Origin of the sequence: Kribbella sp. DT2 (assembly GCF_049844575.1) — a bacterium.
In the GTDB taxonomy this organism is placed as follows: Bacteria; Actinomycetota; Actinomycetes; order Propionibacteriales; family Kribbellaceae; genus Kribbella.
The window spans coordinates 194,113-219,474 of record NZ_JBNCLH010000004.1; the positions used below are offsets into that span (position 1 = coordinate 194,113).

Annotated in this window: 25 protein-coding genes and 1 tRNA gene; 14 read left to right on the forward strand and 12 right to left on the reverse strand. The window is 69.4% G+C overall.

What is annotated here, in order from left to right; all coding sequences use genetic code 11:
* Positions 1-75: 75 nt before the first annotated feature.
* Complete coding sequence (locus tag ACLQ2O_RS18880; protein ID WP_425833043.1) at positions 76-1,608, reverse strand: hypothetical protein; 1,533 nt, start codon at positions 1,606-1,608, stop codon at positions 76-78.
* Positions 1,609-1,840: 232 nt separating this feature from the next.
* Between ACLQ2O_RS18880 and ACLQ2O_RS18885 the strand changes: the two genes are divergently transcribed.
* Positions 1,841-3,301 (forward strand): helix-turn-helix domain-containing protein, encoded by a 1,461-nt coding sequence (locus ACLQ2O_RS18885; protein ID WP_425833045.1) that lies wholly within the window; start codon positions 1,841-1,843, stop codon positions 3,299-3,301.
* A gap of 96 nt (positions 3,302-3,397) precedes the next feature.
* On the opposite strand, the gene ACLQ2O_RS18890 is transcribed toward ACLQ2O_RS18885, so the two are convergent.
* The 3 genes from ACLQ2O_RS18890 to ACLQ2O_RS18900 form a co-directional block, all read right to left on the reverse strand.
* A tRNA-Thr gene (locus ACLQ2O_RS18890) sits at positions 3,398-3,470 on the reverse strand.
* Positions 3,471-3,497: 27 nt separating this feature from the next.
* Positions 3,498-4,643 carry an MFS transporter gene (locus tag ACLQ2O_RS18895; protein ID WP_425833047.1) on the reverse strand — a complete coding sequence of 382 codons (1,146 nt, stop codon included), beginning with the start codon at positions 4,641-4,643 and terminating at the stop codon, positions 3,498-3,500.
* A gap of 71 nt (positions 4,644-4,714) precedes the next feature.
* Positions 4,715-6,013, reverse strand: coding sequence for a hypothetical protein (locus tag ACLQ2O_RS18900; protein ID WP_425833049.1), 1,299 nt, complete (start codon positions 6,011-6,013; stop codon positions 4,715-4,717).
* 77 nt (positions 6,014-6,090) lie between these two features.
* On the opposite strand from ACLQ2O_RS18900, the gene ACLQ2O_RS18905 reads away from it, so the two are divergent.
* Positions 6,091-6,804 carry a class I SAM-dependent methyltransferase gene (locus tag ACLQ2O_RS18905; protein WP_425833051.1) on the forward strand — a complete coding sequence of 238 codons (714 nt, stop codon included), beginning with the start codon at positions 6,091-6,093 and terminating at the stop codon, positions 6,802-6,804.
* Between the two features lie 179 nt (positions 6,805-6,983).
* Positions 6,984-8,408, forward strand: a complete 1,425-nt coding sequence (locus ACLQ2O_RS18910) for a glycosyl hydrolase family 18 protein (RefSeq protein ID WP_425833052.1) — start codon at positions 6,984-6,986, stop codon at positions 8,406-8,408.
* On the opposite strand, the gene ACLQ2O_RS18915 is transcribed toward ACLQ2O_RS18910, so the two are convergent.
* Genes ACLQ2O_RS18915 through ACLQ2O_RS18930 form a run of 4 tightly spaced genes read right to left on the reverse strand, consistent with a single transcriptional unit; the run spans position 8,409 to position 12,940 of the window.
* A complete protein-coding gene (locus ACLQ2O_RS18915) occupies positions 8,409-8,918 on the reverse strand; it encodes a GNAT family N-acetyltransferase (protein ID WP_425833054.1) in 510 nt (169 codons plus the stop codon).
* A gap of 49 nt (positions 8,919-8,967) precedes the next feature.
* Positions 8,968-11,307, reverse strand: coding sequence for a BTAD domain-containing putative transcriptional regulator (locus tag ACLQ2O_RS18920; protein ID WP_425833056.1), 2,340 nt, complete (start codon positions 11,305-11,307; stop codon positions 8,968-8,970).
* A 3-nt stretch (positions 11,308-11,310) separates the two neighbouring features.
* A complete protein-coding gene (locus ACLQ2O_RS18925; RefSeq protein ID WP_425833058.1) occupies positions 11,311-11,967 on the reverse strand; it encodes a TetR/AcrR family transcriptional regulator in 657 nt (218 codons plus the stop codon).
* A gap of 43 nt (positions 11,968-12,010) precedes the next feature.
* The gene (locus ACLQ2O_RS18930) at positions 12,011-12,940 is read right to left on the reverse strand and encodes a patatin-like phospholipase family protein (protein WP_425833060.1); all 930 of its coding nucleotides are present in this window, start codon (positions 12,938-12,940) and stop codon (positions 12,011-12,013) included.
* A 58-nt stretch (positions 12,941-12,998) separates the two neighbouring features.
* On the opposite strand from ACLQ2O_RS18930, the gene ACLQ2O_RS18935 reads away from it, so the two are divergent.
* From ACLQ2O_RS18935 to ACLQ2O_RS18955, 5 genes are all read left to right on the forward strand, one after another.
* Positions 12,999-13,322, forward strand: coding sequence for a YciI family protein (locus tag ACLQ2O_RS18935; protein ID WP_425833062.1), 324 nt, complete (start codon positions 12,999-13,001; stop codon positions 13,320-13,322).
* A gap of 63 nt (positions 13,323-13,385) precedes the next feature.
* The gene (locus ACLQ2O_RS18940) at positions 13,386-14,141 is read left to right on the forward strand and encodes an AfsR/SARP family transcriptional regulator (protein WP_425833064.1); all 756 of its coding nucleotides are present in this window, start codon (positions 13,386-13,388) and stop codon (positions 14,139-14,141) included.
* Between the two features lie 114 nt (positions 14,142-14,255).
* Complete coding sequence (locus ACLQ2O_RS18945; RefSeq protein ID WP_425833066.1) at positions 14,256-15,389, forward strand: sensor histidine kinase; 1,134 nt, start codon at positions 14,256-14,258, stop codon at positions 15,387-15,389.
* Positions 15,386-16,036: a response regulator gene (locus ACLQ2O_RS18950; RefSeq protein ID WP_425833068.1), complete on the forward strand. Its 651-nt coding sequence runs from the start codon at positions 15,386-15,388 to the stop codon at positions 16,034-16,036. The genes ACLQ2O_RS18945 and ACLQ2O_RS18950 overlap by 4 nt, the downstream gene beginning before the upstream one ends.
* A 66-nt stretch (positions 16,037-16,102) precedes the next feature.
* Positions 16,103-16,699 carry a hypothetical protein gene (locus ACLQ2O_RS18955; RefSeq protein WP_425833070.1) on the forward strand — a complete coding sequence of 199 codons (597 nt, stop codon included), beginning with the start codon at positions 16,103-16,105 and terminating at the stop codon, positions 16,697-16,699.
* A gap of 24 nt (positions 16,700-16,723) precedes the next feature.
* Here ACLQ2O_RS18955 and ACLQ2O_RS18960 read toward each other — a convergent pair whose 3' ends face one another.
* Positions 16,724-17,650, reverse strand: coding sequence for an alpha/beta fold hydrolase (locus ACLQ2O_RS18960; protein ID WP_425833072.1), 927 nt, complete (start codon positions 17,648-17,650; stop codon positions 16,724-16,726).
* A gap of 85 nt (positions 17,651-17,735) precedes the next feature.
* Between ACLQ2O_RS18960 and ACLQ2O_RS18965 the strand changes: the two genes are divergently transcribed.
* On the forward strand, positions 17,736-18,443 hold the full coding sequence (locus ACLQ2O_RS18965) for a TetR/AcrR family transcriptional regulator (protein ID WP_425833074.1): 708 nt from the start codon (positions 17,736-17,738) through the stop codon (positions 18,441-18,443).
* A 17-nt stretch (positions 18,444-18,460) separates the two neighbouring features.
* On the opposite strand, the gene ACLQ2O_RS18970 is transcribed toward ACLQ2O_RS18965, so the two are convergent.
* From ACLQ2O_RS18970 to ACLQ2O_RS18980, 3 genes are all read right to left on the reverse strand, one after another.
* Positions 18,461-19,489 (reverse strand): CapA family protein, encoded by a 1,029-nt coding sequence (locus ACLQ2O_RS18970; protein ID WP_425833076.1) that lies wholly within the window; start codon positions 19,487-19,489, stop codon positions 18,461-18,463.
* Positions 19,486-20,547 (reverse strand): acyltransferase family protein, encoded by a 1,062-nt coding sequence (locus tag ACLQ2O_RS18975; protein ID WP_425833078.1) that lies wholly within the window; start codon positions 20,545-20,547, stop codon positions 19,486-19,488. Before ACLQ2O_RS18975 ends, ACLQ2O_RS18970 begins: the two co-directional genes overlap by 4 nt.
* A gap of 114 nt (positions 20,548-20,661) precedes the next feature.
* The gene (locus tag ACLQ2O_RS18980) at positions 20,662-21,966 is read right to left on the reverse strand and encodes a hypothetical protein (RefSeq protein ID WP_425833080.1); all 1,305 of its coding nucleotides are present in this window, start codon (positions 21,964-21,966) and stop codon (positions 20,662-20,664) included.
* A 217-nt stretch (positions 21,967-22,183) separates the two neighbouring features.
* On the opposite strand from ACLQ2O_RS18980, the gene ACLQ2O_RS18985 reads away from it, so the two are divergent.
* The 5 genes from ACLQ2O_RS18985 (at position 22,184) to ACLQ2O_RS19005 (ending at position 25,171) form a co-directional block, all read left to right on the forward strand.
* The gene (locus tag ACLQ2O_RS18985; RefSeq protein ID WP_425833082.1) at positions 22,184-22,993 is read left to right on the forward strand and encodes an NPP1 family protein; all 810 of its coding nucleotides are present in this window, start codon (positions 22,184-22,186) and stop codon (positions 22,991-22,993) included.
* A gap of 60 nt (positions 22,994-23,053) precedes the next feature.
* Positions 23,054-23,542: an MSMEG_6728 family protein gene (locus ACLQ2O_RS18990; RefSeq protein WP_425833084.1), complete on the forward strand. Its 489-nt coding sequence runs from the start codon at positions 23,054-23,056 to the stop codon at positions 23,540-23,542.
* Between the two features lie 49 nt (positions 23,543-23,591).
* Entirely contained in the window at positions 23,592-24,113 is a 522-nt protein-coding gene (locus ACLQ2O_RS18995) for a PadR family transcriptional regulator (RefSeq protein WP_425833086.1), read from the forward strand.
* Complete coding sequence (locus ACLQ2O_RS19000; RefSeq protein WP_425833088.1) at positions 24,110-24,859, forward strand: alpha/beta fold hydrolase; 750 nt, start codon at positions 24,110-24,112, stop codon at positions 24,857-24,859. The genes ACLQ2O_RS18995 and ACLQ2O_RS19000 overlap by 4 nt, the downstream gene beginning before the upstream one ends.
* A gap of 174 nt (positions 24,860-25,033) precedes the next feature.
* Positions 25,034-25,171, forward strand: a complete 138-nt coding sequence (locus tag ACLQ2O_RS19005; protein ID WP_425833090.1) for a hypothetical protein — start codon at positions 25,034-25,036, stop codon at positions 25,169-25,171.
* Positions 25,172-25,362: the final 191 nt, after the last annotated feature.

Consider the following 25,362-nt stretch of genomic DNA (forward strand, 5'->3'; position numbering starts at 1 on the left):
CCTTCCACCGGCTCACAGCTCACCCTGTCCTGGTCGCCGGCCCGTGCGCCTACCGTGCCGGATCGCGCCGATTCCTCAGCCCACCTTGATGAAGATCGGGTTGGAGTAGAACCAGAGGTCTTCCCACGGGCTTTCCTTGCCGTCAGCGGCCGGCTCGGCCTCGTCGGTGCTGGTGCCCCGGACCCGGAGGTAGCTGCTGGCGGTGACGTCGCGCAGCGTGTGGCGAACGACGAACTCGCCGCCGACGCGACGGAAGTCCTTCTTGCCGTAGCGGGCAACCACCTTGGCGGTGGGGTTGGTCGCGGCGTCGCGGTCGGACACCGGGCCGGTGATTTCGCCGACGATCAGGTCGACACGGTTGACCTCTGGCCGGTCGCCGTTTGCGTTCTCACCATTGAGGGGCCGGAACCGGATCTCGACGGTGACGTCGTTGCTGCGGCGGTCGGTCACCGTGAGCTGCTTCCCAACGATAGCGACCTGGCGGCCGTTCGCCGCGGAGATGTCAAGCCCGGTGACGAGGTCGCCGGTCGTGACGAAGATCCGCCCGGTGCGCAGCCCATCCATGACGTCGGCGTAGTCCTGCCGGGCGTTGACGTAGGTCTTGGAGTACTCGCCGGGCCAGAAGTCCGAGCCGCCGCGGGTCCAGTGCACGTGAGAGTCCGAGGTCGCGGTGATCCACCACTTGCGCCCCTCGCCGAGCAGCGAGTCCCACAGGCCGCCGACGATCGCGGTCATCTGGTCGTAGCCGCCGTGCGTCGGGTAGCTGCCGTAGCCGCCGCGGGCCCCACCGTTCAGTGGGCCGGCCTGGTGGCCCGGCGCGCCTTCGAACCCGACGTACACGTCCGGCGCGGCGTCCTGGTTGTTCCGGAACTCGTGCGGAGTGTCCTGGCCCCAGACTCCCAGCCCGGTCGCCGAGCGGGCGGCGTGGTGGGCGATCACCAGGGGCTTGGCGGTCAGGTTCTTGGCGTAGTTCAGGAACTCGACCATCTTCGACTCGGTGTCGCGGGACGGGTCGGCCGGGAACGGATCGTTCTTGGCGAACCGCGACTCCAGGTCGTACAGCAACTGCGCCTCGTTGTCGCGGCGCGGAATCATCAGCGTGTGATGGTCCATCGCCGGCGCGTCGAACTCCATCCCCCAGAACTGCAGGACGTCGGGAACCAGCCGGCGCGACTTGAGCAGATCGGGGTAGGCCAGCTCGAGGTTGACCTTGGAGTGGGTCGGTCCGCCGTGGTCGGTGCACATCACCCAGGACAGCCCGAAGCTCTTCGCCATGATCGCGTTCGTCACGATCGGGTACACCGCGTCCGCACCTTTGGTGAACACCGGTGGGTTCTTCGTGGTGTCGAACCGGCCGGAGTACTCCGAGTGGATGTGGTGGTCGCCAGCCCGCCATGTCCGGCCTCGACCCGCGCCACCGGGCTGAGGTCCGTGCGAGGCGAATGCCGTACCAGGAAGCGCGGTCGCGGCGGCCAGCGTGGCGCCGACGCCGCCGACCTTCATCAGCTGTCGGCGCGAAAGGCCGGCCGCGGTGTTGTCCTGGGGGTCGGCCGGATCGAACTGGACGTGCTCGTGACTGTGGTCATGGTCGTGATCGTGGTCGCGCATGACAGCTCCTACACAGGGTGGACGGATGCCGCCATCCGAACCGCCTACCGTGAACGCAGGCTGAACTGCGGTTGATGGGGCATCGAATAGCGGGGCGTCGTGATCAGCTCGGACGCTCAACGAGATGAGAACAACCGTGCGGCTTATCACTTGAACCGCCGGTGGCCCAGACGTTGAAGGTGGTGAGAGTCGGCTGTCGGTCGGGCGGTCGGCATAGCCGTGGAGGGGCCGGGTGCCGAAGGAACCGCTTCCGCTGGGAACTTGGGGGGAGATCTTCACGCAGGTGATCCGGCGCGACGAGCGTCGGCGGCCCACCAAATGGGAGGCCAAGGCCAGATTTCGTGATTTCGACGGAGCCACGCGACAGGTGGCTGCGTGGGGAGCCACCGAGACCGCGGCCAAGAACACTCTGCGCATGAAGCTCAAGGAGCGGGTGCGGCTCGAGGGCTCGACCGAGTTGAAGTCGTCGGATCGGGTGCACGTTCTCGTCGAGCTCTATCTGGATGGCGTGCGGCAGGCGGTTGAGGACGGCCGGCTGGCGCCCGGCACGTACGAGACCTACACCTACCATGCCCAGAAGAATCTGATCCCTCGCGGTGGGCAACTCCGGCTGGGCGAGATGACCACACCACGAGTGAACAAGCTGATCGGTGACATCAAGACGGAGGTCGGCGTCGCGTCGGCCAAGACCTGCAAGAGCATCTTGACCGGAGCTTTCGCTCTCGCGGTACGACACGGTGCCGTGACGGCCAATCCCGTTCGCGAGATCGAGCCTCTGGGCAAGCGGCGCAGGACTCCGGCCCGGGCACTAGATGCGGAGGACAGGCAACAGTGGTTCGACATGCTTCGCCAAGACGAACGGGCCGTAAAGGCTGACCTGATCGACATCAGCAAGTTCATGCTCGGAACTGGCGAGCGGATCGGCGAGACCTTGGCCGTCATCTGGAGCGGCATCAACCGCGAGACCGGCGAGGTCGACTGCAGCCACCAGATTCAGCGTCTTCGCGGCAAGGGCCTGGTACGCCGAGAGGTCAAAACCATCGCCGGAGAACGCCGCCTGATCTTGCCGGGCTGGGCATTAGAGATGGTCAACGCTCGTTGGACGCCGCACACGTCACCTGACTCACCACTGTTTCCCTCGGCGACCGGAGGGTTCCGGGATCCCCACAACGTCCAGCGAGCGTTCCGTGAAGCCCGCCGCCCGGTCGGGAGTCGGCGACGCGTTGAGCTGGGGAAGGCCTTGAAGATCGCTCGCCGCTCAGCTGGGTTGACTCAGGAGGAAGTCGTCGCGACCCTCGGCTGGCGCAAGAACCGGATCACCCTGATCGAGACCGGCCGGGTGAAGGTCCAGGCGACGGAGCTAATGACCCTTGCCGACTTGTATCGGCTCTCGAGGTCGGACCGCTCAGCCGTGCTCGAGGCCGCAGAGCTCGCGAGCCTCCCATCTCTCGCCGACGAATTGGCGTGGGTGACCTCGCACAAGTTCCGGAAGACGACGGCGACCATCCTCGACGACGCCGGTCAGTCGGCGCGGAAGATCGCTGACCAGTTGGGCCAGGCCGACACGACGACCACGTTGAACGACTACGTCGGCAGGAAAGCGCGCAATCCAGAGGCCGCGAGCATCCTCGACGAGGCGCTCAGGGCGATCGATGACCAGGGTCAGCAACCGTCGGCAAGCCCCGACATCTGAGGACCAAACTCGACGGCCGAAAGTCGAAAGCGTTCAGTAAGTGTTCAGTTCCGCCCCTCTGGACCATGTCCAGCGAGGCATAAGCCCAGTTCAGAGAGCCGACGAGGGGACTCGAACCCCTAACCACCGCTTTACAAGAGCGGTGCGCTACCAATTGCGCCACGTCGGCGGGTGCTGGTCGATTGTAGTGGATGGGTCAGAGGGTGTGGCGCAGGGCTCGGGCTCCGGGGACTGCGATGAGAGCTATGGCGGCCAGGACGAAGAAGGCGGGGGTGGGGTGGTTGACCAGGAGGCCGACTGCGGTGGCTACCAGGAGGCCGCCTAGGTTGCCGGACATCCAGATGAGGCCGGCGCCGGTGCCTTCTGCTTCGCCGGTTCGGCGTTCTACGACTTCCAGGACTACGGGGAGGGCTGGGAGGAGTAGGAGGCCGATGGTGGTGATGGCCAGGTAGGCGACCAACGTGCTGGGGGCGACGGCCAGCAAGACGCACGCTACGGCGGTGGCGGTGAGGCTTAGGGCCAGTTGGGCTGAGGCCGCGTTGTGGCGGGAGACCCAGATGGGGATGGTGGCGCTGCCGAGGACGCCGGCTACTACGTTGACCAGGAGGATGGTGCTGGCCGTGCTGGCGGAGACGCCGGCTGGTTCCAGGAGGGGCTGGGCGAAGGTGGTCATCGCGACGAAGACGCCGAAGGGGAACATCGCCAGGACGCAGAGGCGGCGGATGAGGGGGTCGCTCCAGGCGGTGCGGAGGGCGTTGCGGTCGGGGCGGGTCGTGGCGGGTTTGTGGTCCGCGGGGAGGCGGAGGGCCAGCAGAAGGGCGACCGCGGCGACGACGGAGAAGACGGCTGACACGACCAGTACGACGGGAAGCTGGTTGCCCGAGGCAAAGATCGCGGAGAGCACGAAGGCGATGACCATGCCGGCGAAGATGCTGGCGGTACCGACCGCGATCCCGGTGGGACGGTCGCGGACCCGGAGGTAGCGCCCGGTGATGCCGGTGACGGCGTTCAGCACCAACGGCTGCGCGACCGAGGCAACGATCTGCCCGGCCAGGAGCCAGGTGTAGGTGTCCCCCAGCCGGATCAGCGCACCGACGGCGGTCAGCAGAGCGCCGACCAGCAGGGACGCCCGGAACCAGCGGTCGAGGAGCAGGCCCGCAGGGATCGCCAGTACGACGTACAGCAGAGGAAAGACCTGGGCCAGCCAGCCGATGGCGTTCTCGCTCACGTCGTACCGGTCGGCGGCGACGGTCGTGACGCCCGCGAAGTTGAGCCAGACGAGCTGGGTCGCGGCGCCGACCAGGGAGTACGCGACGATCGGCGTCCAGCGGCTGCGCAGCATTACCGAACAGTAAGGCCTTCCCCCGCCAGTCGGCGAGCTTCTGGAGAAATCCGGCCTCAGGCCAGCGCGAGCTATTCCTTGACCGCCGCGACCAGCGCGGCGTCGGTGGTTTTGAAGTGTTTCGCCAGCGCCTGGTCGCGGGCGGTCGGGTCGTCCGGGGACTTGGCGAGCTCGGCGTAGAAGGCGTTCACGCGGGGCAGCCCGTACGTCGTGACGAGGTGCTCGACGATCAGCCAGCTGACGCCGTAGCTCTGTTCGTCGTACGCGCCGTGGAAGACGCCGTCGATGGGGAGGACCTTCAGCTTCGGCAGGCCCTCGCGGCGGATGGCGCGGCGGTGGTCGGCGAGCCACTGGGTGTGGCCCTCGTCGGCGGTGAGCTCCATCTCGACGTACTCGGCGAAGCCCTCGACGAGCCAGGTCGGAGCACCGTGGCCGAGCGGGGACAGGGCGGCGTGGGTGAACTCGTGCGCCAGCAGGAAACGGTCGGCATCGGAGCGTTCGCTCGGGTGGATGACGACGCGGCTCCCGTTCACCTTGAACTGGGTCGCCTCGGCGTTGATCGGCGTGTAGTTCTGGACCGCGACGGCCGCCGCCGGGTGGCCGCCGGTCTCCCACTCCGCGGCGAAGGACCGGCCGTCGCCCAGGGCAACGATCAGGATCCCGGCCTGGGCCCGCCGCGTCGCAGCCCGTACGGCGGGCGTCGCGATCCGGGCCTCGCGCAACAACCGCCGCCCGTTCGCGCGTTCGGACGGCGGAACGATCACCAGGACACCGGGTCCGCGAACCACCTCGAGCGGGCCGAGGTCCCACGGCTCGCGGGTCTTGCCGCGATCGGCCTCGGCGGCCAGGTCGTCGTCGTCCACGAGCAGCCACCGGCCGTTGCGTTCGGCAAACGTGTAGCCGACCGGGACGTAGCGCGCCGCGGTGTCGATACCGTTGACCTGGACCAGCATCATGATCCGGAAGGCGTACGCGTTCGCGCCGTGCTGCGCCTGTTTCTCGGGCACCCAGCCCGCCTCGCGCCGGTAGGTCAGCGTGCGCAGGCCGATCTTGCGCAGGTTCCCGAACACCTGCTGGTGCCGCGCCCGCAGCTTGGCGTTGCCCGGATCGAGCTGCCCCAGAAAGGCCGGCAGCTTCCCGCCGAGCACCGCCGCCGCCCGCGCCTTCAGCAACGCGTCGACCTGCGCGACCATCCGCGCCTCCGAAGGCGTCGCAGCAACGGTCGGCGTCACCAAGGCCGGCACCGACGACGTCACGGCTCGCTCGTCCGGCCGTCGTACGGCCCAGGTCACCGCGGAAGCGGCAACAGCCAGTACGACGACGCCCGCGGTCCACAGCACCCGCCGCCGGGTCCTGAAATCCCCACCCATGTGTTGTCTCCCCAACCCACCCCACCCAGTGCGCAAAGGCTACAGCCCCGTTTGGCCTGCTCGGGTTGAATCGATCCATGACGAACCTGAGGAGCCCGTACGACGACCTGGCCGACGCCTACCACGCCACCGTCGATCCCGACGGCGGTGGCCTGACCGATCCGACGCTCGACGAACTCCTGGGCGACCTGCACGGCCGGCGGGTCGCGTCGATCGCCTGTGGACAAGGCCGCGACACCCGCCGGCTCGCCGATCTCGGCGCGACCGTCGTCGGCGTCGACGCGTCCGAGACGCTCCTGGCCCACGCCCGAAGGCTCGAGCAGGACAGCCCGCGCGGCATCGAGTACGTGCACGGCGACGCGCAGCGGCTCGACGGACTGGACGACGCGTCGTACGACGGCGCGCTCTGCTACATGGCGCTGATGGACATCCCCGAGCTCGAGCCGGCGCTGCGGTCGGTCGCGCGGATCCTGAAGCCCGGCGGCTGGTTCATCGCGTCGATCGTGCACCCCTGCACCAAACCACCGGCGCACGGCGAGTTCATGGACCACACGACCGGCGAGGCCCGCCGCGTCACCGGCCGGTACTTCGAGGAGGGCCCGTACGACAGCGTGACCCGGTGGGAGATCCTGCCGCGGGTGTCGTACCACCGCACGCTCTCGACGTACGTGAACACGCTGGTCGCGGCGGGCCTGGCCGTCGAGCGCCTGGCCGAGCCGGTCGGCGATCGGCCGGTCTGGCGGGAGGCGCCCGGGCTGCTCTACCTGCGCTGCCGCCGGGTGGATTCTTAACGCTGTGAACTCTTGACGCCACGCAGCGTTCCGCGATTCACTGATCGCGACTTCGGTCAGCTCTCTTCTTTAAGAACACCTTCGTACGACCGCCCCCGGAAGGTGTCACCCGCAGGACGCTTGGCGTGCTGACTTTTCGGGGGTACCGCCCAGGACCCGTCCGAAAGGAATCCGCCCCCATGAAGGCTTTTTCTTCACCTTGGATCAAGCTTCGAACCCGATGGGCCGTCGCCGGTCTGGCCGTCGCCACGGCCGCTGCCGGCGCCGTCGTCGCCCCGTCGGCCGGAGCCGTCACGCAGTCCGAGGCCGCCGCCGCTGCCCCCAGCGCCGCGGCCGCCCTGCCGAGCGGATTCCGTAGCGTCGGCTACATGCCGTCGTGGGCCGGCGACGTGAACGCCATCCAGTACTCGAAGCTGACCCACATCAACTACGCGTTCGCGCTGCCGAACTCCAACGGCACCCTGCAGGGCATCGAGAACACCTCGAAGCTGTCGCAGCTGGTCAGCCGCGGCCACGCCGCCGGCGTCAAGGTCTCGCTGGCGATCGGCGGCTGGAACGACGGCAACGACTCCGCGTTCGAGGCGCTGGCCGGCAACTCCGGCGCCCGGACGACGTTCGTGAACAGCGTCATGGGCGTGATCAACCAGTACGGCCTGGACGGCGTCGACATCGACTGGGAGTACCCGGACCCGGGTCAGTCCGGCAACAACTACACCGCGCTGATGCAGCAGCTCAGCAACACCCTGCACGCCAACGGCAAGCTGCTGACCGCGGCCGTCGTCTCCGAGGGTGGCACCGCGAACGGCGTCCAGCCGGCCGTCTTCGGGTACGTCGACTGGCTCAACATCATGGCGTACGACGGCGGCACCCCGCACGCCGGTTACGACTGGTCGATCGCCGCGGCGAACTTCTGGAAGAACCGTGGTCTGCCGAAGAACAAGACCGTGCTCGGCGTGCCGTTCTACAGCCGCCCGAACTACACGCAGTACAAGGACATCGTGGCGATGAACCCCAACAACGCCAACGTCGACTGCGTGACCATCAACGGCGCCCAGAACTGCTACAACGGTGTCCCGACGATCAAGCGCAAGACCCAGTGGGCGGTCGCGAACGCCGGCGGCATCATGAACTGGGAGCTGTCCCAGGACGCCACCGGCAGCGCCTCGCTGGTGACCGCGATCTTCGACGCCGCGGGCGGCACCACCCCGCCGCCGACCGGCGGCAAGACCGGCCCGATCCGGGGCCTCGGCGGCAAGTGCATTGATGTTGCCAGCGGCAACAGTGCGAACGGCACCGCGGTCCAGCTGTGGACCTGCAACTCCTCCACCGCCCAGACCTGGACCGTCGGCGACGGCACCGTCCGCGCCCTCGGCAAGTGCCTGGACGTCGCCGCCGCCGGTACGACGAACGGCAGTCAGGTGCAGCTCTACGACTGCAACGGCACCGGCGCCCAGGGCTGGCAGCCCCAGTCCAACGGCACCCTGCTCAACCCGGCCTCCGGCCGCTGCCTCGACGCCACCGGCCAGAGCTCGGCCGACGGCACCCGCCTGCAGATCTGGGACTGCGCCCGTACGGCGAACCAGCTGTGGACGCTTCCCGCCTGATCAGCAACCCCTGACGCCCCGTCCCCTTGCTGGGGCGGGGAGGGTGAAGTTGATCAGCGATCCCTCCCGCTCCGTCGTCGCGGTCGGCCAGTGGCGGCGGACGGTGCGTAGTACGGCGCCGTTCGCCGCGCTGACGATCACGAGGAACTGGGCCGCTCCGACCTTCGCGGCGTGTTCCGTTGCCTCACGCAACAAACGCTCGCCCAGCCCGCGGCCTTGGTCGCTCTCGGCAACGATCACCGCGAACTCGGCCGTCGGGCGGGCGGCGCCCCTGACCCATGCCCACATCGCATGGCCGACGATCCGGTCGTCGCGCTCGGCGACCCAGGCGGCGCCGTCCGGGCTGGCCAGGTGGCGTACGAGCGCCGGGCGCGGCGGGCTTCCGATCGGCGTCTGGAAACGGTGGTACAGGTTCTGGTCGGACATCCCTGCCAGCATCCGCGCGATCGCGTCCTGATCCGTTACGTCCGTACGCCGGACCACGAGTGTTCCTGCCAAGTCGACTGTCACTCGACCACCATCGGCCGGGTCCGCACACAAACGGTCGACGAACGATGAACTACAGATCCAGCCCGGGCTCGATCCCCCGCGGCTCGTCCAGGTACTGCTCCAGCCACTTCTCCGGAGGCTCGGCCAACCAGTCGTGGCCGAAGATCACCGCCGGAAGCTCGGCTCCGGCCAGCTCGTACTGCCCGAGGTACCGCATCGCACCCCGCCACGAGGTCGCGTCGGTCGTCACGACGTACGACGCCGCGAGCCCTGCCTCGTGCAGCCAGGCGCGCAGCATGCGCGCGTGGATCGCGTCCAGAACGGGCGACGGCCCCGACTCCCCCGCCGGGCAGACCACGTGACGAAGCACGCCGATGTGCGCCCCCGGCGGCAGCTCCATCCGCTCGTGGAGGTCCCGCCAGATCAGCGCCAACTCGGGATCGCCGTCGGACTCGGGGCCCTTCAAGGTCAGCCAGCTCATGAAGCCCCGCAAGCGCCCGGTCCGCCGGCACCTCAGGACGTGGAACGCCTCCGGCTGACGGTCGAGCCAGAACCGCACCGACCTCGCCACAGCGTCCCCGTGCAACTTGCGCGCCAGAGCAACGAGCTCAGCCGGAACAGCCTTCCCCGTCTCCAGGTCGTTGCCCCCGGCCCATGACACGTACCGCGACGAGATCCCACCCGCCCGGCACAGGTGCCCGATCGTCCGTACCGCCTCCACCCCGGCGTACGGCGTGACGCTCTCCCGCAGCACCTTGCCCAGCACGTACCGGCGGATCTGCTGATGCATCCGCGCGTACCCGGCAAGATCCCGCCAGTGCAGGTGGTCGTCGAGCGCTTCCCGCAGTACGCCGTTGATCTCCAGCCCGTAGCTGACCGACTCGACGCTCGGGTGCGACCGCAGCCAGTCGAACAGCTCGGCCGAGTCGCCGTCCGGCAGGACCTCGCGGAGCAGATCCTCGGTCGTGTTCCGCGCGTGGGCGCACACGTGCAGCGCCCGCCGGTGCAGCGCGGACGGCACCTCTCCAGCCAGTACGGCGACCACGGTGTCGACGACGTACCGGGCAGCGTCGCGCCGGGAGCCCTGGCCGGTCGACGAAAGGCTGACCTCCGCGGCCAGGGTCAGGGCGAACGGGTTGCCGTCGGCAAAGTTCACGATCGCGTCGCGGGTGCCGGGGTCGACGCCGCGGGCTTCGACCAGTTCCGTGGCCTCGGCGGTTGAGAGGCCCTCCAACCGGTGAACTGCCCAAGAGCCGCTCAGCCAGCCGATGCCCGGCTCGCCCGTGCTCGCGATGACGACGACGGAGTCGCTGGGCAGCTTGGGAAGCCAGGTCTCCGGCGGCGCCGGGGAGTCGATCATCACCACCGGGGCGGTGACGGTTGACAGGTCCTCCACGAGGTCGTCGGTCAGCCACCAGGCCTGGCGACCGAGCGCTTGAGCATCCTCGAAGAGCTGGCGCAGCAGAGCGGACTTGCCGATGCCGGTCGGGCCGCACAGCACCATCACCGCAGGCTCGTCGCTGTCGAGCAGCGCGCGAAAGGCAGCTCGCTCAACCGCCCGGCCGACATACCTCCGACCGGTCCGGACAGAGGCGGAGCCAACCACGGGCACGCCGCCCCCGGGCCCGAGAGCCCCAGCCACCTCGCCCCGCCCGAGAGCCCCCGTCACCTCATCCAGCTCACCCTCCGCCCGCAGGATCCTCTCGTGAATCCCCTGCACCCCACCCCCAGGCCGAACCCCCAGCTCCTTCCACAGCAGGTCGTACAGCATCCGGTACACCTCGAGCGCCTCCGCCCGCCGCCCACACCGGTACAGCGCCAGCAGGTAGATCTCGTACAGCGACTCCTCGAGCGGGTGCAGCTGGATCCACAAGGGGACCTCGGCAACGACCTCCGCGGGCTGCCCGAGCTCCAGCCGGCACTCCAGCAACTCCTTTGCCGCCGACAACTTCAGCTGCTCGAGCCGGAACCGCTCACGCTCCGCGGCCTCACCCGGTACGCCGGCCAGCGCCGTCCCGGTCCACAGATCGAGCGCAGTCTCCAAGGTCTCGGCCGCGGCCGCGAGCTCTCCCGCACCGCGCTCCCGCCGCGCCGTCTTGATCAGCTCGGCGAACTCGGTCGCGTCGACCACGAACCGCGACGCGTCCAGCGCGTAGCTGCCCGACTGGAACGTGATCACCGGGCCCGGCAGCACCCGGCGCAGGCGCGAGATGTAGGTCCGGACCACGGTCTCGCCGGTCGGCGGCGCGTGCTCGCCCCACAGCCCGTCCACGAGCGCGGCGCTGCTCACGAAGCTCCCGTTGGTTGCCCAGAGCATCGTCAGGACGGCCTGCTGCTGCGGCGACCCCAGGTCCAGTTCGTCGTTACCCGCCCGGAGCCCCGGCGGCCCGAGCAGGGTGAGCCGATCCACGGGTCAGCCTTGAGGCCGGCGGGGTCTGGGCGTCAGGTAGATCGCGTTCACCCACACCTGCGTGAGGATGTCGACCAGCCGGCCCTCGGGCAGCGACGGCTCCTCGCCCATCGAGCCGGCCTGCATCGCCCGCTCGTTCATCAGGCTGAGCGCGATCGCCAGCTCCCTCGCCGGTACGCCGGCCGGCGCGACACCGCGTTCCCGCTCGAACTCGATCGCCTTGGTGATCCGGCGGACCCAGCGCTCCATGATCGCGGTCCACAGCTCGCGGATCTCCGGGTTCGCCGCCCGCGACTGGGCGACCGCGGCAACGACCGCCCGGTGCTCGCCCCAGGTCTGGACCGACGCCTGGATCGCCGACCGCCACTGCTCGTACGGGTCGCCGCCGGCGTCCTCGAACCGCTCGTTGGTCGCCGCGAACGACGCCTCCGCCATCCGGTCGAGCAGCGCGAGCACCACCGCGGCCTTGGAGGAGAAGTAGAAGTAGAACGCCGGCCGCGAGATCCCGACGCTCTTCATCAGGTCGTCGATCGAGACGTCCTGCAACGGCCGCTCGCCGAGCAGTTGCTGCGCGGCGTCCAGGATCGCCCGCTCGCGGTCGTCCCCCGACACCCGAGGCGTCCGCCTGCTGCGACTCCGCACCGGCTCATAGTCAGACACAGCTTCGACGGTACAGCTCGTCAGCCTTTTCAACAACTCGTCACTAGACCTGACACATTGTCAGTTCCAGCACGTCCAGCGCCGCGTCCCGGCCCGTCTCGGCGGCGATCCGCAGCGGGCCCGGCCGGCGTTCGGTCCGTCCGATCCGAAGGCTGCCGAGCGGCGGGCGGATCTGCAGCGTCGCGGGGTGCGAGGCCAGCAGTTGCTCCTCCTCGGTCCGCATTTCCTTGCTGCGCAGCCACAGTCCGTACGCACCCGGCGCGTGCTGCGCGAACCAGCGCGCGACCAGCAGGCGCTGGGCGCGTGACGGCGTCGACGACGTTTCGTCCGTACGCCGGGTGCGCAGCGCGACGATGTGCGTCGCCTGCTGGGCGAGCGCCGTACGGACCGGGATGCCCTCGCTCAAGCCGGCGTCGACGTACCCGCGACCGCCGATCTCGACCGGTTCCCCGGCGAGGAACGGCATCGCCGTCGAGGCGCGGAGCGCGGTCTGCAGGGTCGCCTGGTCGGTGATCCGATCGTGCAGGTCGACCGCGTCGCCGGTCAGGGCGTCGGTCGCGATCGGATGGAACTCGACCGGGTTGTCGAGCACCTCCTGGAAACCCATCGGCATGATCTCGGTGTAGACCGTGTGGATCAGGTGGCGGGTGTCGATCACCGGAAGGCGGCGCAGCACGCGCCGCGGGTTGATCGTGGTCGCCATGATGGCCGGCGTCCACCACGCGTGCAGCGTGCTCTCCGCGCGGCCGCACAGCAGCCACGCGCCGTTCAGCGCACCCGCGGAGCTGCCGTACACAGCGTCGAACATCGGCAGCAGCCCCAGCCGCTCGATCGCCACGGTCATGCCGGAGGAGTAGGCGCCCCGCGAGCTGCCGCCCTCGATCAGCAGCACCAGCCGTGCGTCGTCGCGCCGGTCCCCCGGCGTGCTCCCTTGGGCCTTACGGTCACGCAGCAACTCCAGTACGTCGGTCACAGAACCTTTATAGGCTGCGACCTGTCAACAAACGATCAACCGAGGAGATGAGCTCCGGATGCAGTTCCTGGTTTCCGTGATCGACGACAAGGTCACCCCCGGCAGCACCGACCGCGAGCCGTTCATCAGCGCGTTCAACGACCGCCTGATCGCGGAGGGGTACTGGGTCTTCGCGGGTGGCCTCGCGGAGACCGACGCGGCCACGGTGATCGACAACCGCGGCGAGCAGCCGGTGTTCAGCGACGGGCCGTTCGTGGAGTCGAAGGAGTACCTCGCCGGAGTCTGGGTCTGGGAGGCTCCCACCCTCGAGAAGGCCCTCGAGCTCGCTACCGAGGCGTCCGAGGTCTGCGACCGCAAGATCGAGGTCCGCCCGTTCCAGTGAGCTGCGTCTACGAACTGTAGATCCGATTGACGTTCCATCAATTTTGCTGACACCATGTCAAACATGAGCGATGGCGTGCGGTTCGACCTGCTCGGACCCTTGCGGGCCTGGAGAGGTGACGAGGAGCTGGAGCTCCGGTCGCACCTGCAACGGTCCGTGCTCGCCGTACTACTGCTCGGGAAGCGGCGACAGGTGTCGACCGACGAGATCATCGCCGCGGTCTGGGGAGCCGGCGCGCCGCGCAGCGCGCTGATGGCGACCCGTTCGTACGTCAGCCGCCTGCGTCTGCTGCTCGACGGGATCGAGATCCGTGCCACCGGCGGCGGTTACCAGCTGATCGTCGACCCGGCGATGGTCGACGTGTCGGTGTTCCGCAAAACGAGAGCCGCCGCCCGAGCGGCTCGCGAACGAAGAGATCTCACCGAGGCCGCCCGCCTCCTGGACGCCGCCCTCGCACTGTGGAAGGGCCCAGCCCTCCAGGGCCTGACCGGCCCGTTCTTCGACTCACGCCGTACGTGGTTGGAGGAGCAGCGCTCGATCGCCCAGCAGGACAGTTGGTCCCTGGCCATCGAGCTCGGCCGCCACGACGAGGCGATTGCCGACCTGACCGAGGCCACCGCCGCCAACCCGTACCACGAACGCCTGTGGGAGCTGCTGATGCTCGCCCTCACCCACGCCGGCCGCCGCGACGACGCCCTGGCGGCGTACGACCGAATCACTCGGATCCTCGACCAGGACCTCGGCCTGGAACCCGGCCCGGGGCTCCGCAAGACCCGCGCCTCGATCGCCTCTCCCCTGACCCACCGATCGGTCGCCTGAGGCCGTGACGTGACGACGGTGGACCTACGGGACTCCCTCGCGCGACTGAGACGACGATGCCTCCTCCCTCGGACGAGCGAGGACCCGGCGCGCGCCGTGCGGCAGACTGAGCGGATGGCCGGACCGTTGGAACGCCTTGGCGACCCGGGAGTGCGGGACCGGCTGATCGACGTCGGCCTGGTGCTCGCGGTGGCGATCGCCTCGGCGGTGCCGTTCGTCGACCCGGCGCCGGGATCGGTGACCGCGCTCGGCGTCGTACTGAACCTCGCGACCATCGTCCCGCTGCTCTGGCGTCGCCGCGCGCCGTTTGCCGTGATGGTGATCGTCGGCACCGCCGCCACCCTCGTCTCGCTCCACCACAGCCCGGGCCAGAACCTCCAGTACGCCGGCCTGCTGGCGATCTACACCGTCGCCAGCCTCGGCCGGAAGACGTGGCAACGGGTCGGCGTCCTGGCCGTCATCGTCGTGACGTTCCCGCCGGCGTCCCTGCTGCTGAAGCACAACGAGCTCGACGAGTTCATGTTCACCTTCCTGCTGCCGCTGGCGGCGTACCTGCTCGGCTCGCTGGAGCGGACCCGGCGGCAGAACGCCGAGATGCTGCGCGACCGCGCCGATCAGCTGGAGCGCGAACGCCGCGCCGAGGCTGCCCGGGCCGCCGCCGAGGAGCGGGCCCGGGTCGCCCGCGACATGCACGACATCCTGGCTCACGCGGTCACCCTGATGGTGGTCCAGGCCGAGGCCGGGCCGGTCGTCGTACGGAGTGATCCGGCGCGGGCGGAGCGGTCGTTCGAGGCGATCGCGGACGCGGGGCGGGACGCGATGGCGCAGCTGCGGCGGCTGCTCGGCGTACTCAAGGCCGACGAGGCGCAGCGCCTGCCGCAACCGACGCTGGCCGAGCTGCCCGAGCTCGTCCAGGGGCGGGCGGTGCTGACCGAGACCGGGGAGCGGCGGGCGGTGCCGCCCGACGTCGAGCTCGCGGTCTACCGGATCGTGCAGGAGTCGTTGACCAACACGGTCAAGCACGCGCACGCCCGGCAGGTCGACGTACGGCTGGCCTGGGGGCCGACGTTGGAGGTGACCGTGACAGACGACGGAAACGGGCCTGTGGCAACTAACACTGGCGGGCACGGACTGGTCGGGATCCGTGAGCGGGCCGCGGCGTGCGGCGGTACGGCGCAGGCCGGGCCGCGACCTGGCGGTGGGTTCGAGGTGCGGGCGGTTCTGCCTTGTCCGGAAGGGGTTCGATGATCAGGGTGGTGCTGGCCGACGACCAGGAGCTCGTCCGCAGCGGCTTCGCGATGATCCTGGAGGCGCAGCCCGGGATCGAGGTGGTCGGTGAAGCGGCCGACGGCGCCGAGGCTGTCGAGCTGGTCCGCGCACTCCGGCCCGACGTGGCGCTGCTCGACGTACGGATGCCGCGCGCGGACGGCCTCGCCGCCGCCCGGACGATCTGCGCCGGTACGCCGACCAAGGTGATCATGCTGACCACCTTCGACTCCGACGACTACGTGTACGACGCGCTGTACGCCGGCGCGAGCGGGTTCCTGCTGAAGGACGTCCGCCGCGACGACCTCGTGCACGCCGTCCGGGTGGTCGCGGCCGGCGACTCGCTGCTCGCGCCAAGCGTGACCCGGCGGCTGATCGCGGACCTCACCCGCAACCGTCCGCGCGCCGGTCGCGCCACCGAACTGGGCGTGCTGACCTCGCGCGAGCGGGAGATCCTCGTGCTGCTCGGCCGCGGCCTGTCGAACGCGGAGATCGCCACCGCGCTGACCGTCAGCGAGCACACCGTGAAGACGCACGTCAGCAACACGCTGACCAAGCTCGGCCTGCGCGACCGCGTCCAGGCTGTCATCGCCGCCTACGAGACCGGCCTGATCACTCCCACGAGCTAGAGCCCTGGCCGATCTCCCTCGCTTCGGCGATGTGTCCGGGGTGGCCCGCGCCGAAGCATGGTCACCATGACCAAACTCCTAGTCGCCGCACCCGCCCTCTTCGTTGCCTACGGCACCGCCCGCCTGATCGACGGTATCGACGGATCCCATGGCCCTGGTCCCGCGTGGACCGTCGGGCACGTGCTCTTCCTGATCGCCTTCGTCCTGTACGCCGGGGTGCTGCTGCACCTGCGACGCCTTGTCGGCGATCGCCCGGTCGCACGCCCCTTGGCCACCGTCGCGACCGTCGTCGGCCTGATCGGCGTCCTGGCCTTCCTGCGCGTCACCGTCATCGACCTGATCGTCGGCTTCCGCGCCGCCGACCGCCCGGAGATGTCCCGCCTCGGCGGCGAGTACGACCGCTGGCCCGGCAACCTCGGCCTCTACGAGCCGCTCCACACCGTCGGCCCGCTGCTGTTCCTGATCGGCCTTCTGACCCTCGCGATCCTGCTCGCAACCGCCCGCAAGCTCCCGGCCTGGTCCCCGGTCGTCCTCGTCCTCGGCTTCGTCGCCATCACCGCGAACCTCGACCTGATGCCCCTCGGCGGCCTCCTGCTCCTGATCGCGATCCTGCCGCTGACCAGAGCTGCTCGCCCGGCCGGCAAGACCGCGGTCACTATCTGAAAGGCAGCCAGATCGACGTACCGCTCACGACTCCGGCTGCGTGGACACTGTCGCGGCCAGTTCGCGGACCTCGTGAGCAACGGCGGGCCACAGAGCGGCTGGGATGTCGTGGCCGACCCCGGGGAAGGTCACGAGCCGGGCTCCGTCAACCGCATGGGCGGTTGCGTGGGCCGCCGTGACTCGCAGGATCGGGTCCTGCTCGCCGTGCAGCACCAGCAGCGGACGGCTCAGCTCGCGCAATCTGGGGCCGTGCCACTGGGCGCCGATCTGGCGGCTCTGCGCCTTCTTGTCGCGAGGCCCACTGTCCACCTCCGCCTCGACCCACGCGCGGGCTGCTGCCTCGTCGAAGAGGTAGTCGGGCGAAGCGATGCCGCGCCAGACCGCCAGGCTCGCCGCGATGTCTCCCTCTCGTCCCTCGGGGAACTTGGTCCGCGCGAGCTTGGCCAGCAGACCGAGCCGCAGGTAGCGCAGAACCCCGAGCCCGGAGACATCACTGGGCAGCGCCGCCGAGGACGTCAGGCTGAGCACCCGGTCCGGGTGGCGCAGCGTGAGCCGCTGAGCGATCGCCCCACCCAGCGAGTGACCGAAGATGTGGGCCCGCTCCCATCCGAGCGCGTCCAGTACGGCGATGGCGTCGTCGGCCATGTCCTCCGAGGTGTAGGCATCGCCGCGCTTGCCGAACAGCGCCTTGAAGGGGTTGGAGGTGGAGGTGTCCGGCATCCGGCTGGACTCGCCGGCGTCGCGCTGGTCGTAGCGGGCCACCGCGAACCCGGCGTCGGCGAACGCCTCGCACAACCCGGCCGGCCACCAGAACCGGGCGGTGGCCAGACCCATGATCAGCAGCAGCGGCTCACCCTGCGAACCCTCCAACTGGTCGAAAGCCACGGCCACCTCGCCGTTGTGGGCGTGCTCGGTCGCAGTCCACCGGCGGTGCGGTCGCATCTCGGTCATGGCAACTCCTCTCGTACTGCGATCAGTGTTCGCAGTTGTTTGCCACTAATGTACTGCATACGGCGTTCGCAGAAGAGGAGAGGTCATGCCCGAGCAACCCACCGCGAGCATCTGGCTACGTCCCGAACGGGCCGGCCGAGGGCCGGCCCCGACGTTCGACCGCGAGCGCCTCGCCGCCGCCGGGATCGCGCTGGCCGACGCGCACGGCCTTGCCGCCGTCACGATGCGGGCAGTCGCGCGGGAGCTCGGATCAGGGCCCGCGTCCCTGTACCGCTACGTCTCCACCCGCGAGGAGCTGCTGGAGCTGATGATCGACCAGGTCAACAGTGCGATCTCGTACGCCGGGCTCGGATCCGGGCGGTGGCTCGACGACATGCTGGCGCTGGGCCACCAGAGCAGGCTTCGCTATCTCGAGCACCCCTGGCTTCTCGACGCGCTCGCGTCGAGAAGCCCGCTGGGACCACAGGCGATCGCCTACCTGGAGGCCGCGCTCGCCGCGCTCGCCGACCTGCCGGGCCCGCCGCGGGCCAAGATGGAGGCCATCGGGGTGTTCAACGCCGTGGTCGCCGCTCTGGCTCGCACCGAGATCACCCAGCGCCTCGCCGGACGGACCATTCCGCTGTGGCAGCAGGCGCAGACGGAGTACCTCGGCCAGGCCATCTCCTCGGGTCGGCATCCGCACCTGGCGGCCGCCCTGGCCGACCAAACCCCTGCCACCGATCAGACGGCGGAAGACCTCTTCGACCGGATCCTGAGCCGTATCCTGACCGGCCTTCTCCAACGCGCGGATTGAGGGTGAGCCCCTCGCGATCAAGGAGTCCGCTGCAGCGCGGCGCAGTCCCGTAGCCCGTTGACCCGAGCCCGCTCCATGTCGGCTTCCGCTGGAGTGAACTCCGTCGGCTGACGGGTTTCGGGCGACAAGGTGGTCGGGGTGAAGTCGCGGTCGACAACGGTTCGGCCGTGCAGGGTGAGGTTCAGTACGCCGCCTCGCCAGTCCTCCGGGGTCAGCAGGCCGGAGCCCCAGAGCAGGTTTCCCATGCCGTAGGCAACGAATGACTTGCCGAGGTAGCCCTGGCCCTGGAGAACGTGGGCGTGGGCGCCGACCACCACGTCGGCGCCGGCGGCGGTCAGGTCGGCGGCGAAGGAACGCTGGTCCGCCGTGGGGCAACGGTCGTGCTCCGATCCCCAGTGCGCGGTGACGACCACCACGTCGCTCGTCGTGCGAGCGGCGCGTACGGCGGCGAGGGCCTGGCGGCGGTCGACGGCCAGCGCGAGGCCGGGGCGGTTCTTCGTCGCGGTCCACTCGTCGGCGAGGTCCGAGACCTGGCTGAACGCGAAGACGGAGACGCGGATGCCGCGAATCGTCGTACGCCAAGGGGCGTAGGCCTGGGCGGCGTTGCGGCCGCCACCCACCGTCGGCAGGCCGCCTCGCCAGGCCGCGGACATCGTGTCGAACAGGCCGACCTGGCCGTAGTCGAGGGTGTGGTTGTTGGCGAGGCTGATGAGATCGACGCCGGCCGACTTGATCGCGGTCACCGCGCGAGGGTCGGTGCGAAACAGGTAGCGCTTGTCCTGCGCGGCTCCGCGGGTGGTGATCGGGGTCTCCAGGTTGACGATGGCCAGATCCGCGCTCGACAGCTCGTCGACGACCGGACCGAAGGCGGTCCTCGGGTTCTGCTCGAGCAGCTTCTGGGTCTTGTCCTCGAAGTTGACGTCACCACCGAACGCCAGCGTCAACGACGGCCCCTCGGCCCGTACGTGCGGGTCCGCCTCGAGCTCCCCAGCGGTGCAGCCGGCCAGCAGGAGCAGCAGAAGCAGACAGGTGCCCAGGGCCCTCATTCGAGTCCTCGCTTGAGTCGTGGCGCGAGCGGTTTCTCGACGTACCGGTTGATCAGGTACGCCGCGACGATCATCGCGAGGGTGGTGCCGCCAACCAGGAGGTACTTGTTCACCTGGTCACCGAGCCGCTCGAAGACGATGAAGCCGATGTGCGCGTGGATCAGGTAGAGCGGGTAGGTCAAGGCGCCGAGGGCAACGAACCACGGCCGCGCCAGCCGGCTGGTGAGGCGCAAGGCGACCGCGAGCATCACCGCGAAGACGAGCACGATCGGCCCGACGACGACCGGCGTCTTCAGCGCGGTGTGGAAGCGGTCCTCGACATCACCCGCGAACTGCACGCCGCGGTACACCGCGTTGACCAGGCAGAGCCCGACGAGGATCAGCCAGGACGGCCGCGGCCCGAACCGGTAGATCATGCACAACGCCATCCCGGCGATGAAGTAGTGCGAGTACTGCGTGTTGAGGATCAGGTCCGCGCCCGCCGGCAGCACGCCGAGCTGGAAGACAGCGGTGAGCGCGAGCCAGCTCCAGATCACGATGCCGACCCGCTTCGTCGTGATCGTGAAGAACGTCATCACGAGGATGATCAGGTAGAAGCGCAGCTCGGCCCAGAGCGTCCAGTACACGACGTCGACGTTCTCGAGGTCGGCCAGCGAGTTGAACATGGTCAGGTTGCCGAGGTACTGCACCAGGCCGATCGGGAACCGCCCGGCGCCGAACAGCACCGAGACCACGGCGGTCAGCGTCACCGCCACCCAGTACGCCGGGTAGAGGCGCACGACCCGCGAGACGAGGAAGCTGCGCGGCGTACGGTCCCAGGCCGACAGCAGGACGACGAAGCCGCTGATCATGAAGAACAGGTCGACGCCGAGGTACCCGTACCTGGCCAGCAGTCCCGGCACTTCGAAGCCGAGCGGCGAGACCACCTTGTAGTAGCCGGCGAACAGGTAGTGGTACAGGACCACCGCGCACGCCGCGAAGATCCGCAGCAGGTCGATCTCGTACAGCCGGCCGGTACCCACCTGGGCAGCACGCTGCTGCCCCGCCACCAGACTCATGCGGCCAACCTATCCAGCTGGACCTGCCGTGATCGTCAGCCTAAAGGTGTAAAGAGGAGTCAGACCAAAGGAGTAGGCGCCCCCGCCGCGGACCGGCGGGGACGCCCTGGTCGATCAACGAACGACGAGCTCGAACGGGTAGGTGTAGCCGGCGTCGACCGGCAGCCCCTGCGCGCTGGTCGAGGCCGCGACCCACCAGCGGAACTGGTGCGTACCCCTGCGGTTGAAGGCGAACGGGCCGCTCTGCGCGGAGCCCCTGGACAGCGTGCGGTACATCAGTCCTTGCCACTGGCCGCTGGTGTTCTTGAACTGCAGCGCGACCCGGTGCGACCCGTACGGCGCGACCGTCACGCTCGCGTTCGGCTGCTCGCCGAGCGAGATCTCGGAGTCCCGGAAGCCGGCACCGACCACCTGCGGCGTGGCCCGGATGGTCTTGGTGGCACTGATGGTCTGGTAGATCACCGCGCTGTGGCCGACGCCCGACTCGACCAGGATCGCCCGGTAGTCACGCGCACCGGTGTTGGTGATCACGAACTTGTAGTTGCCCTTGGCATCGGTCCAGCTGGAGCCGATGGAGTACCAGGGGCCGGTCGCGGAGTTCCGGCCGTGCAGCGCCATCGTGTGCTGGTAGAGATCGGCGGTGTCGGCGACCGTGGTGCAGTTCCCGGCCGCCGGGTCCTTCAGCTTGCTCAGCGCGATCGAACCGGTCATCGTCACCTTGGCACCGTAGATACCGGTCGCGGGGGTGTTGAAGGCCACCGCCGCGGTCCGCGCCCGGACGGTCGTCAGCTTGCTCTCGCCCCACTCGTTGGCGAGCACCAGGTCGACCGAGTACGCGCCGTTCTGGGCCGGCACTTTGCCGTACCGCTCGGTGGTGGCCGGCAACGACACGTTCTCGCACTGGGCTTGAGTACCCGCCTTCACCCGCGTCAGCCGCGGCGTGATCTTCGCCGGGGCCGTGCTGTCCAGCGGATCGTTCGGCGTCGTGTCCATCGCCGGGTCCGCCTCGAACTGCCACTGCAGCACGCCTTGCACCATGCCCGGGAGCATCGCCGTCTCGCCGCGCAGGTACCGGTCGAAGCTCGCCGACCGGGCACCCGCCGTACTCGGGTCGGCCACCAGGATCCGCGCCGTGCTCGCCGCGTCGTGCGTCGGCTTCAACGCCGCCACCGGTACGACGAGCTCGTTGGCGCCGGCGGCGGTCGTCGTACCGATCCGCTGCGCCTGCTGGCCGCTCACCTCGAGGTAGACGTCGTTGGCGATCCCCGCCGCCTCGGTCCAGCTGATCTTCACCTTGCCCGGCTCGGCCCACGCCACCTTGACCTCGGACACCGCCGACACCCCCGCCGGCGCCGCGTGCGCCACCGTCGGCACCGCGAGCCCACCCACCACGGCCAACGCCGCCAAAGACTTCCTCATCATGCTCTCCCCCAACTCTTGTCCGGCCCCGCAGGTCGAGGCACCGGTAAGACGCCCCGGCACCAGCCAAAGGTTGAGCGGAGAACGCGATGGCCCGAAGGGGCTTGTTGTTCACGCAGCGTCAATCAGTAGACACGTGACGTATGTACTGACTTGCCCGGCGGCTGTCATCCTCGGAGGCGTTCACCTCCGCCCCCGCTCTCGAAAAGAGTGATGAATGAACGATCTTCCGCCCTCCGAACCCGCTCGATCCCCGAAGCGCCGGCACCGGCTGCTCGGGGTCACGCTGGCCACCGCCGCGCTGATGGTGACGTCCGCGGCCGCGGCGTACGCGGCTCCGCCTCCGTCGTTGCCGCAGAACGCCGGCGGCTACGACCAGTCGTTCTCCCCGGCGTACGACTACGACGGCGACGGCTGCTACGCGTCGCCGGCGATCGGCGCCGACGGGACGCTCAACCCCGGGCTCAACCCCACCGGCGCGGTCAACGGCAACTGCCGCGACCAGTCCGACCTGGACAACAGCCAGACCTACTCCCGCTCGAAGTGCAACAACGGCTGGTGCGCGGTGGTCTACGCCAGCTACTTCGAGAAGGACCAGGCCGTCGCCGGCAGCGGTCTCGGCGGGCACCGGCACGACTTCGAGCACGTGATCTCGTGGGTCAACCAGGCCGGCAACCAGGTCGAGTTCGTCACCACGACGCAGCACAGCAGTCAGGTCACGTACCCGCGCTCGCAGGTCCTCTTCGAGGGCTCGCACCCGAAGGTCGTCTACCACAAGGACGGCGCCAGCACGCACTTCTTCCGGCTCGCCAACGGCAGCGACAACCCGCCGGAGAACCATTACCACAGCTGGCGCTACCCGCCGCTCGTCGGCTGGGACGGCTACCCCAGCACCGGCCTGCGCGACACCCTGATGAACGCCGACTTCGGCTCGGCGACCATCAAGATCACCGACAAGGACGACCGGTTCCGCAACCTGCTGAACGCCTCCAAGCCCGGCGGCATCCCCTTCGATCCCTGGGCCTGATCCCGACGCGAGCCGGGCGTTCCGTACGCCCGGCTTGCTCCGGGGGGCGATGGTAGAGGTATGCAGTCGTACCTCCCGTACGCCGACTTCCGCGCGACAGCGCGGGTGCTCGACGCGCGGCGGCTCGGTCGGCAACGCGTCGACACGATCCAGCTCCTGCACGGCCTCACGGTCACCGACCACAACCTGCGCCACCATCCTGCCGTGACGATGTGGGCCGGGTACGAGGAAGCGCTCGTCCGGTACGGCGTGGAGATCTGCGCCGCGTGGACCGCGCCCGGCCGGGCCGACACCTCCGAGCTCACCCTGCGCACCGAGCTCCGCACCGGCTGCGGGATCCACCGCGTCCGCACCCAGCGCCAGCTCGCCGACGCCGGCGAACTACCCCCGTGGCTCGGCGACGAGGACTTCCACCGCAGCCAGCGCTCGGCGCTGCTGCAGAAGAACCCGGCGTACTACGGCCGCTTCTTCGACGACCCTGCCGACCTGCCCGTCATCTGGCCGACCTCGGACCGCAACCCCCGCGGTCAGCGCGACGCACCGAGCTGAGCCTCACCTCTAGTAGACAAATCATCTAGATGTATTGTCTACTACTGGAGTGATCCTCCAACGCATCATCCTCGGGCTCCTGTCGATCGCGCCGATGTCCGGCTACGACCTCAAGCGGCACTTCGACTCGACCGTGAACTACTTCTGGTCGGCCGACAAGGCGCAGATCTACCGCACGCTGGCCGCGCTCGTCGCCGACGGGCTGGTCGAGGTGCGGAAGGTCGCGGGCACCGCCGGACCCGACCGGCAGGAGCACCACCTCACCGCGGCCGGGCGGGCGACCCTGCAGGACTGGCTGGTCTCCGACCTCGACCGCCAGCCGGAGCGGAACGCCTTCCTGGCCAGGGTCTTCTTCGCCGGCGACCTCGATGACACCGAGCTGGCCGAGCTCCTCGAACGCCAGCGCGCAGCAGCCCGTACGACGCTCGCCACCTTGACCGCGGTCCGCCGAGACACCGCGGAACCCACCACCCGCGCCGAGCGACTCCGGCTGGCCACGCTCGACAACGGCCTGCGCCACACCCGCGCCGAGCTCGCCTGGCTGGACGCGCTCGCGAAGGAGCTGTCGTGAGCTTCCCCGAACTGCACCAACCGCAGGAGCCGAGCGGCCACGCGCCCGTCGTACTGCTGCACGGTGGCAACGTCGCGAACTGGATGTGGGACCCGCAACTCCCAGCCCTGAAGGACCGCCTCGTCGTCACTCCACACCTGCCCGGCTTCGGCGAGCGCACCTCGGAGCTCTGGCCGGGGCTGGGCGAGGTGGCCGACGACATCGTTCAGCGCGTCCGCGACCTGACCGGCCACGACCGGTTCCACGTCGTCGGACTCTCGCTCGGCGGCGCCGTCGCCCTCCACTTGGCCGCCCGTCACCCCAAAGCCGCGCTCTCGGTCCTCGCCAGCGGCGTACCGCTGCTGCCGGTCACAGGCATCCCGCGGATCGCCACCCGGCTGCACCTCGCGCTCTGGAGGCAAGCCTGGTTCTGGAAGGCGCAGGCCGCGGCCTTCCGGCTCCCGGCCGACTCCCGCGGCCCGTACGTCGACCACGGACTCTCGGTCCGCAAGGAAACGGCCCGCGCGATGCTCGCCGACGTCCACAGCGGCCGGATCCCCGAAGGACTCAGCACGTACGACGGCCCGCTGCTGCTCGTCGCCGGCGAACGCGAACCGAGAACGGTGCTGCGCTCCCTCGCCGCGGCCGCAACCCTCGTACCGCGGGCGACAACCCGCCTGGTGCCGAACATGCACCACGTCTGGAACATCGAGGACCCGGACCTCTTCGACACGATGATCCGCGACTGGCTCGCCGAGCAGGACTGATCGCAGCTCGGCGGCGACCGACGCGACAGCAGCTCGGCTCGCCAGACCCGTCGGGTCCGGGCAGCCCGGCCCGTTTTCCCGCGGGCCCGCGCCCGTCGTACGGAGGACTGTCCGTCGGAGGCGAGCAAGGACGTGGGCCACGGAAAGACCAGCGGATCAGTGCTCAGCTGCCAGTTGTCTCCGACCTCGCGAAGCACTCGCGCGACCCGCGCGACCTGCTCGTCGTCGTACGGGCAGGGCGTCTGGTTGCTGACTCCCCAGGAGGCCCGCACGTCGGCGTACGGCGTGCGGTTCTGCTGGTACGCCGCGTAGAACACGCTCCCGAACAGCTCGCTGATCCCGATGCCCCGTGCGTTCTTGAGGATCCGCTCGCTGCGAACCCTCGCGTCATGGCGTTTCTTGCCGCCGGTCTGCGCCATGCTGCTGAAGACCGCGCCGGCCGCGATGGAGCCGAAGATGCCGTCCGGGATGCCGAGCTCGCGCTCGAGCACGGCGTGGACGAG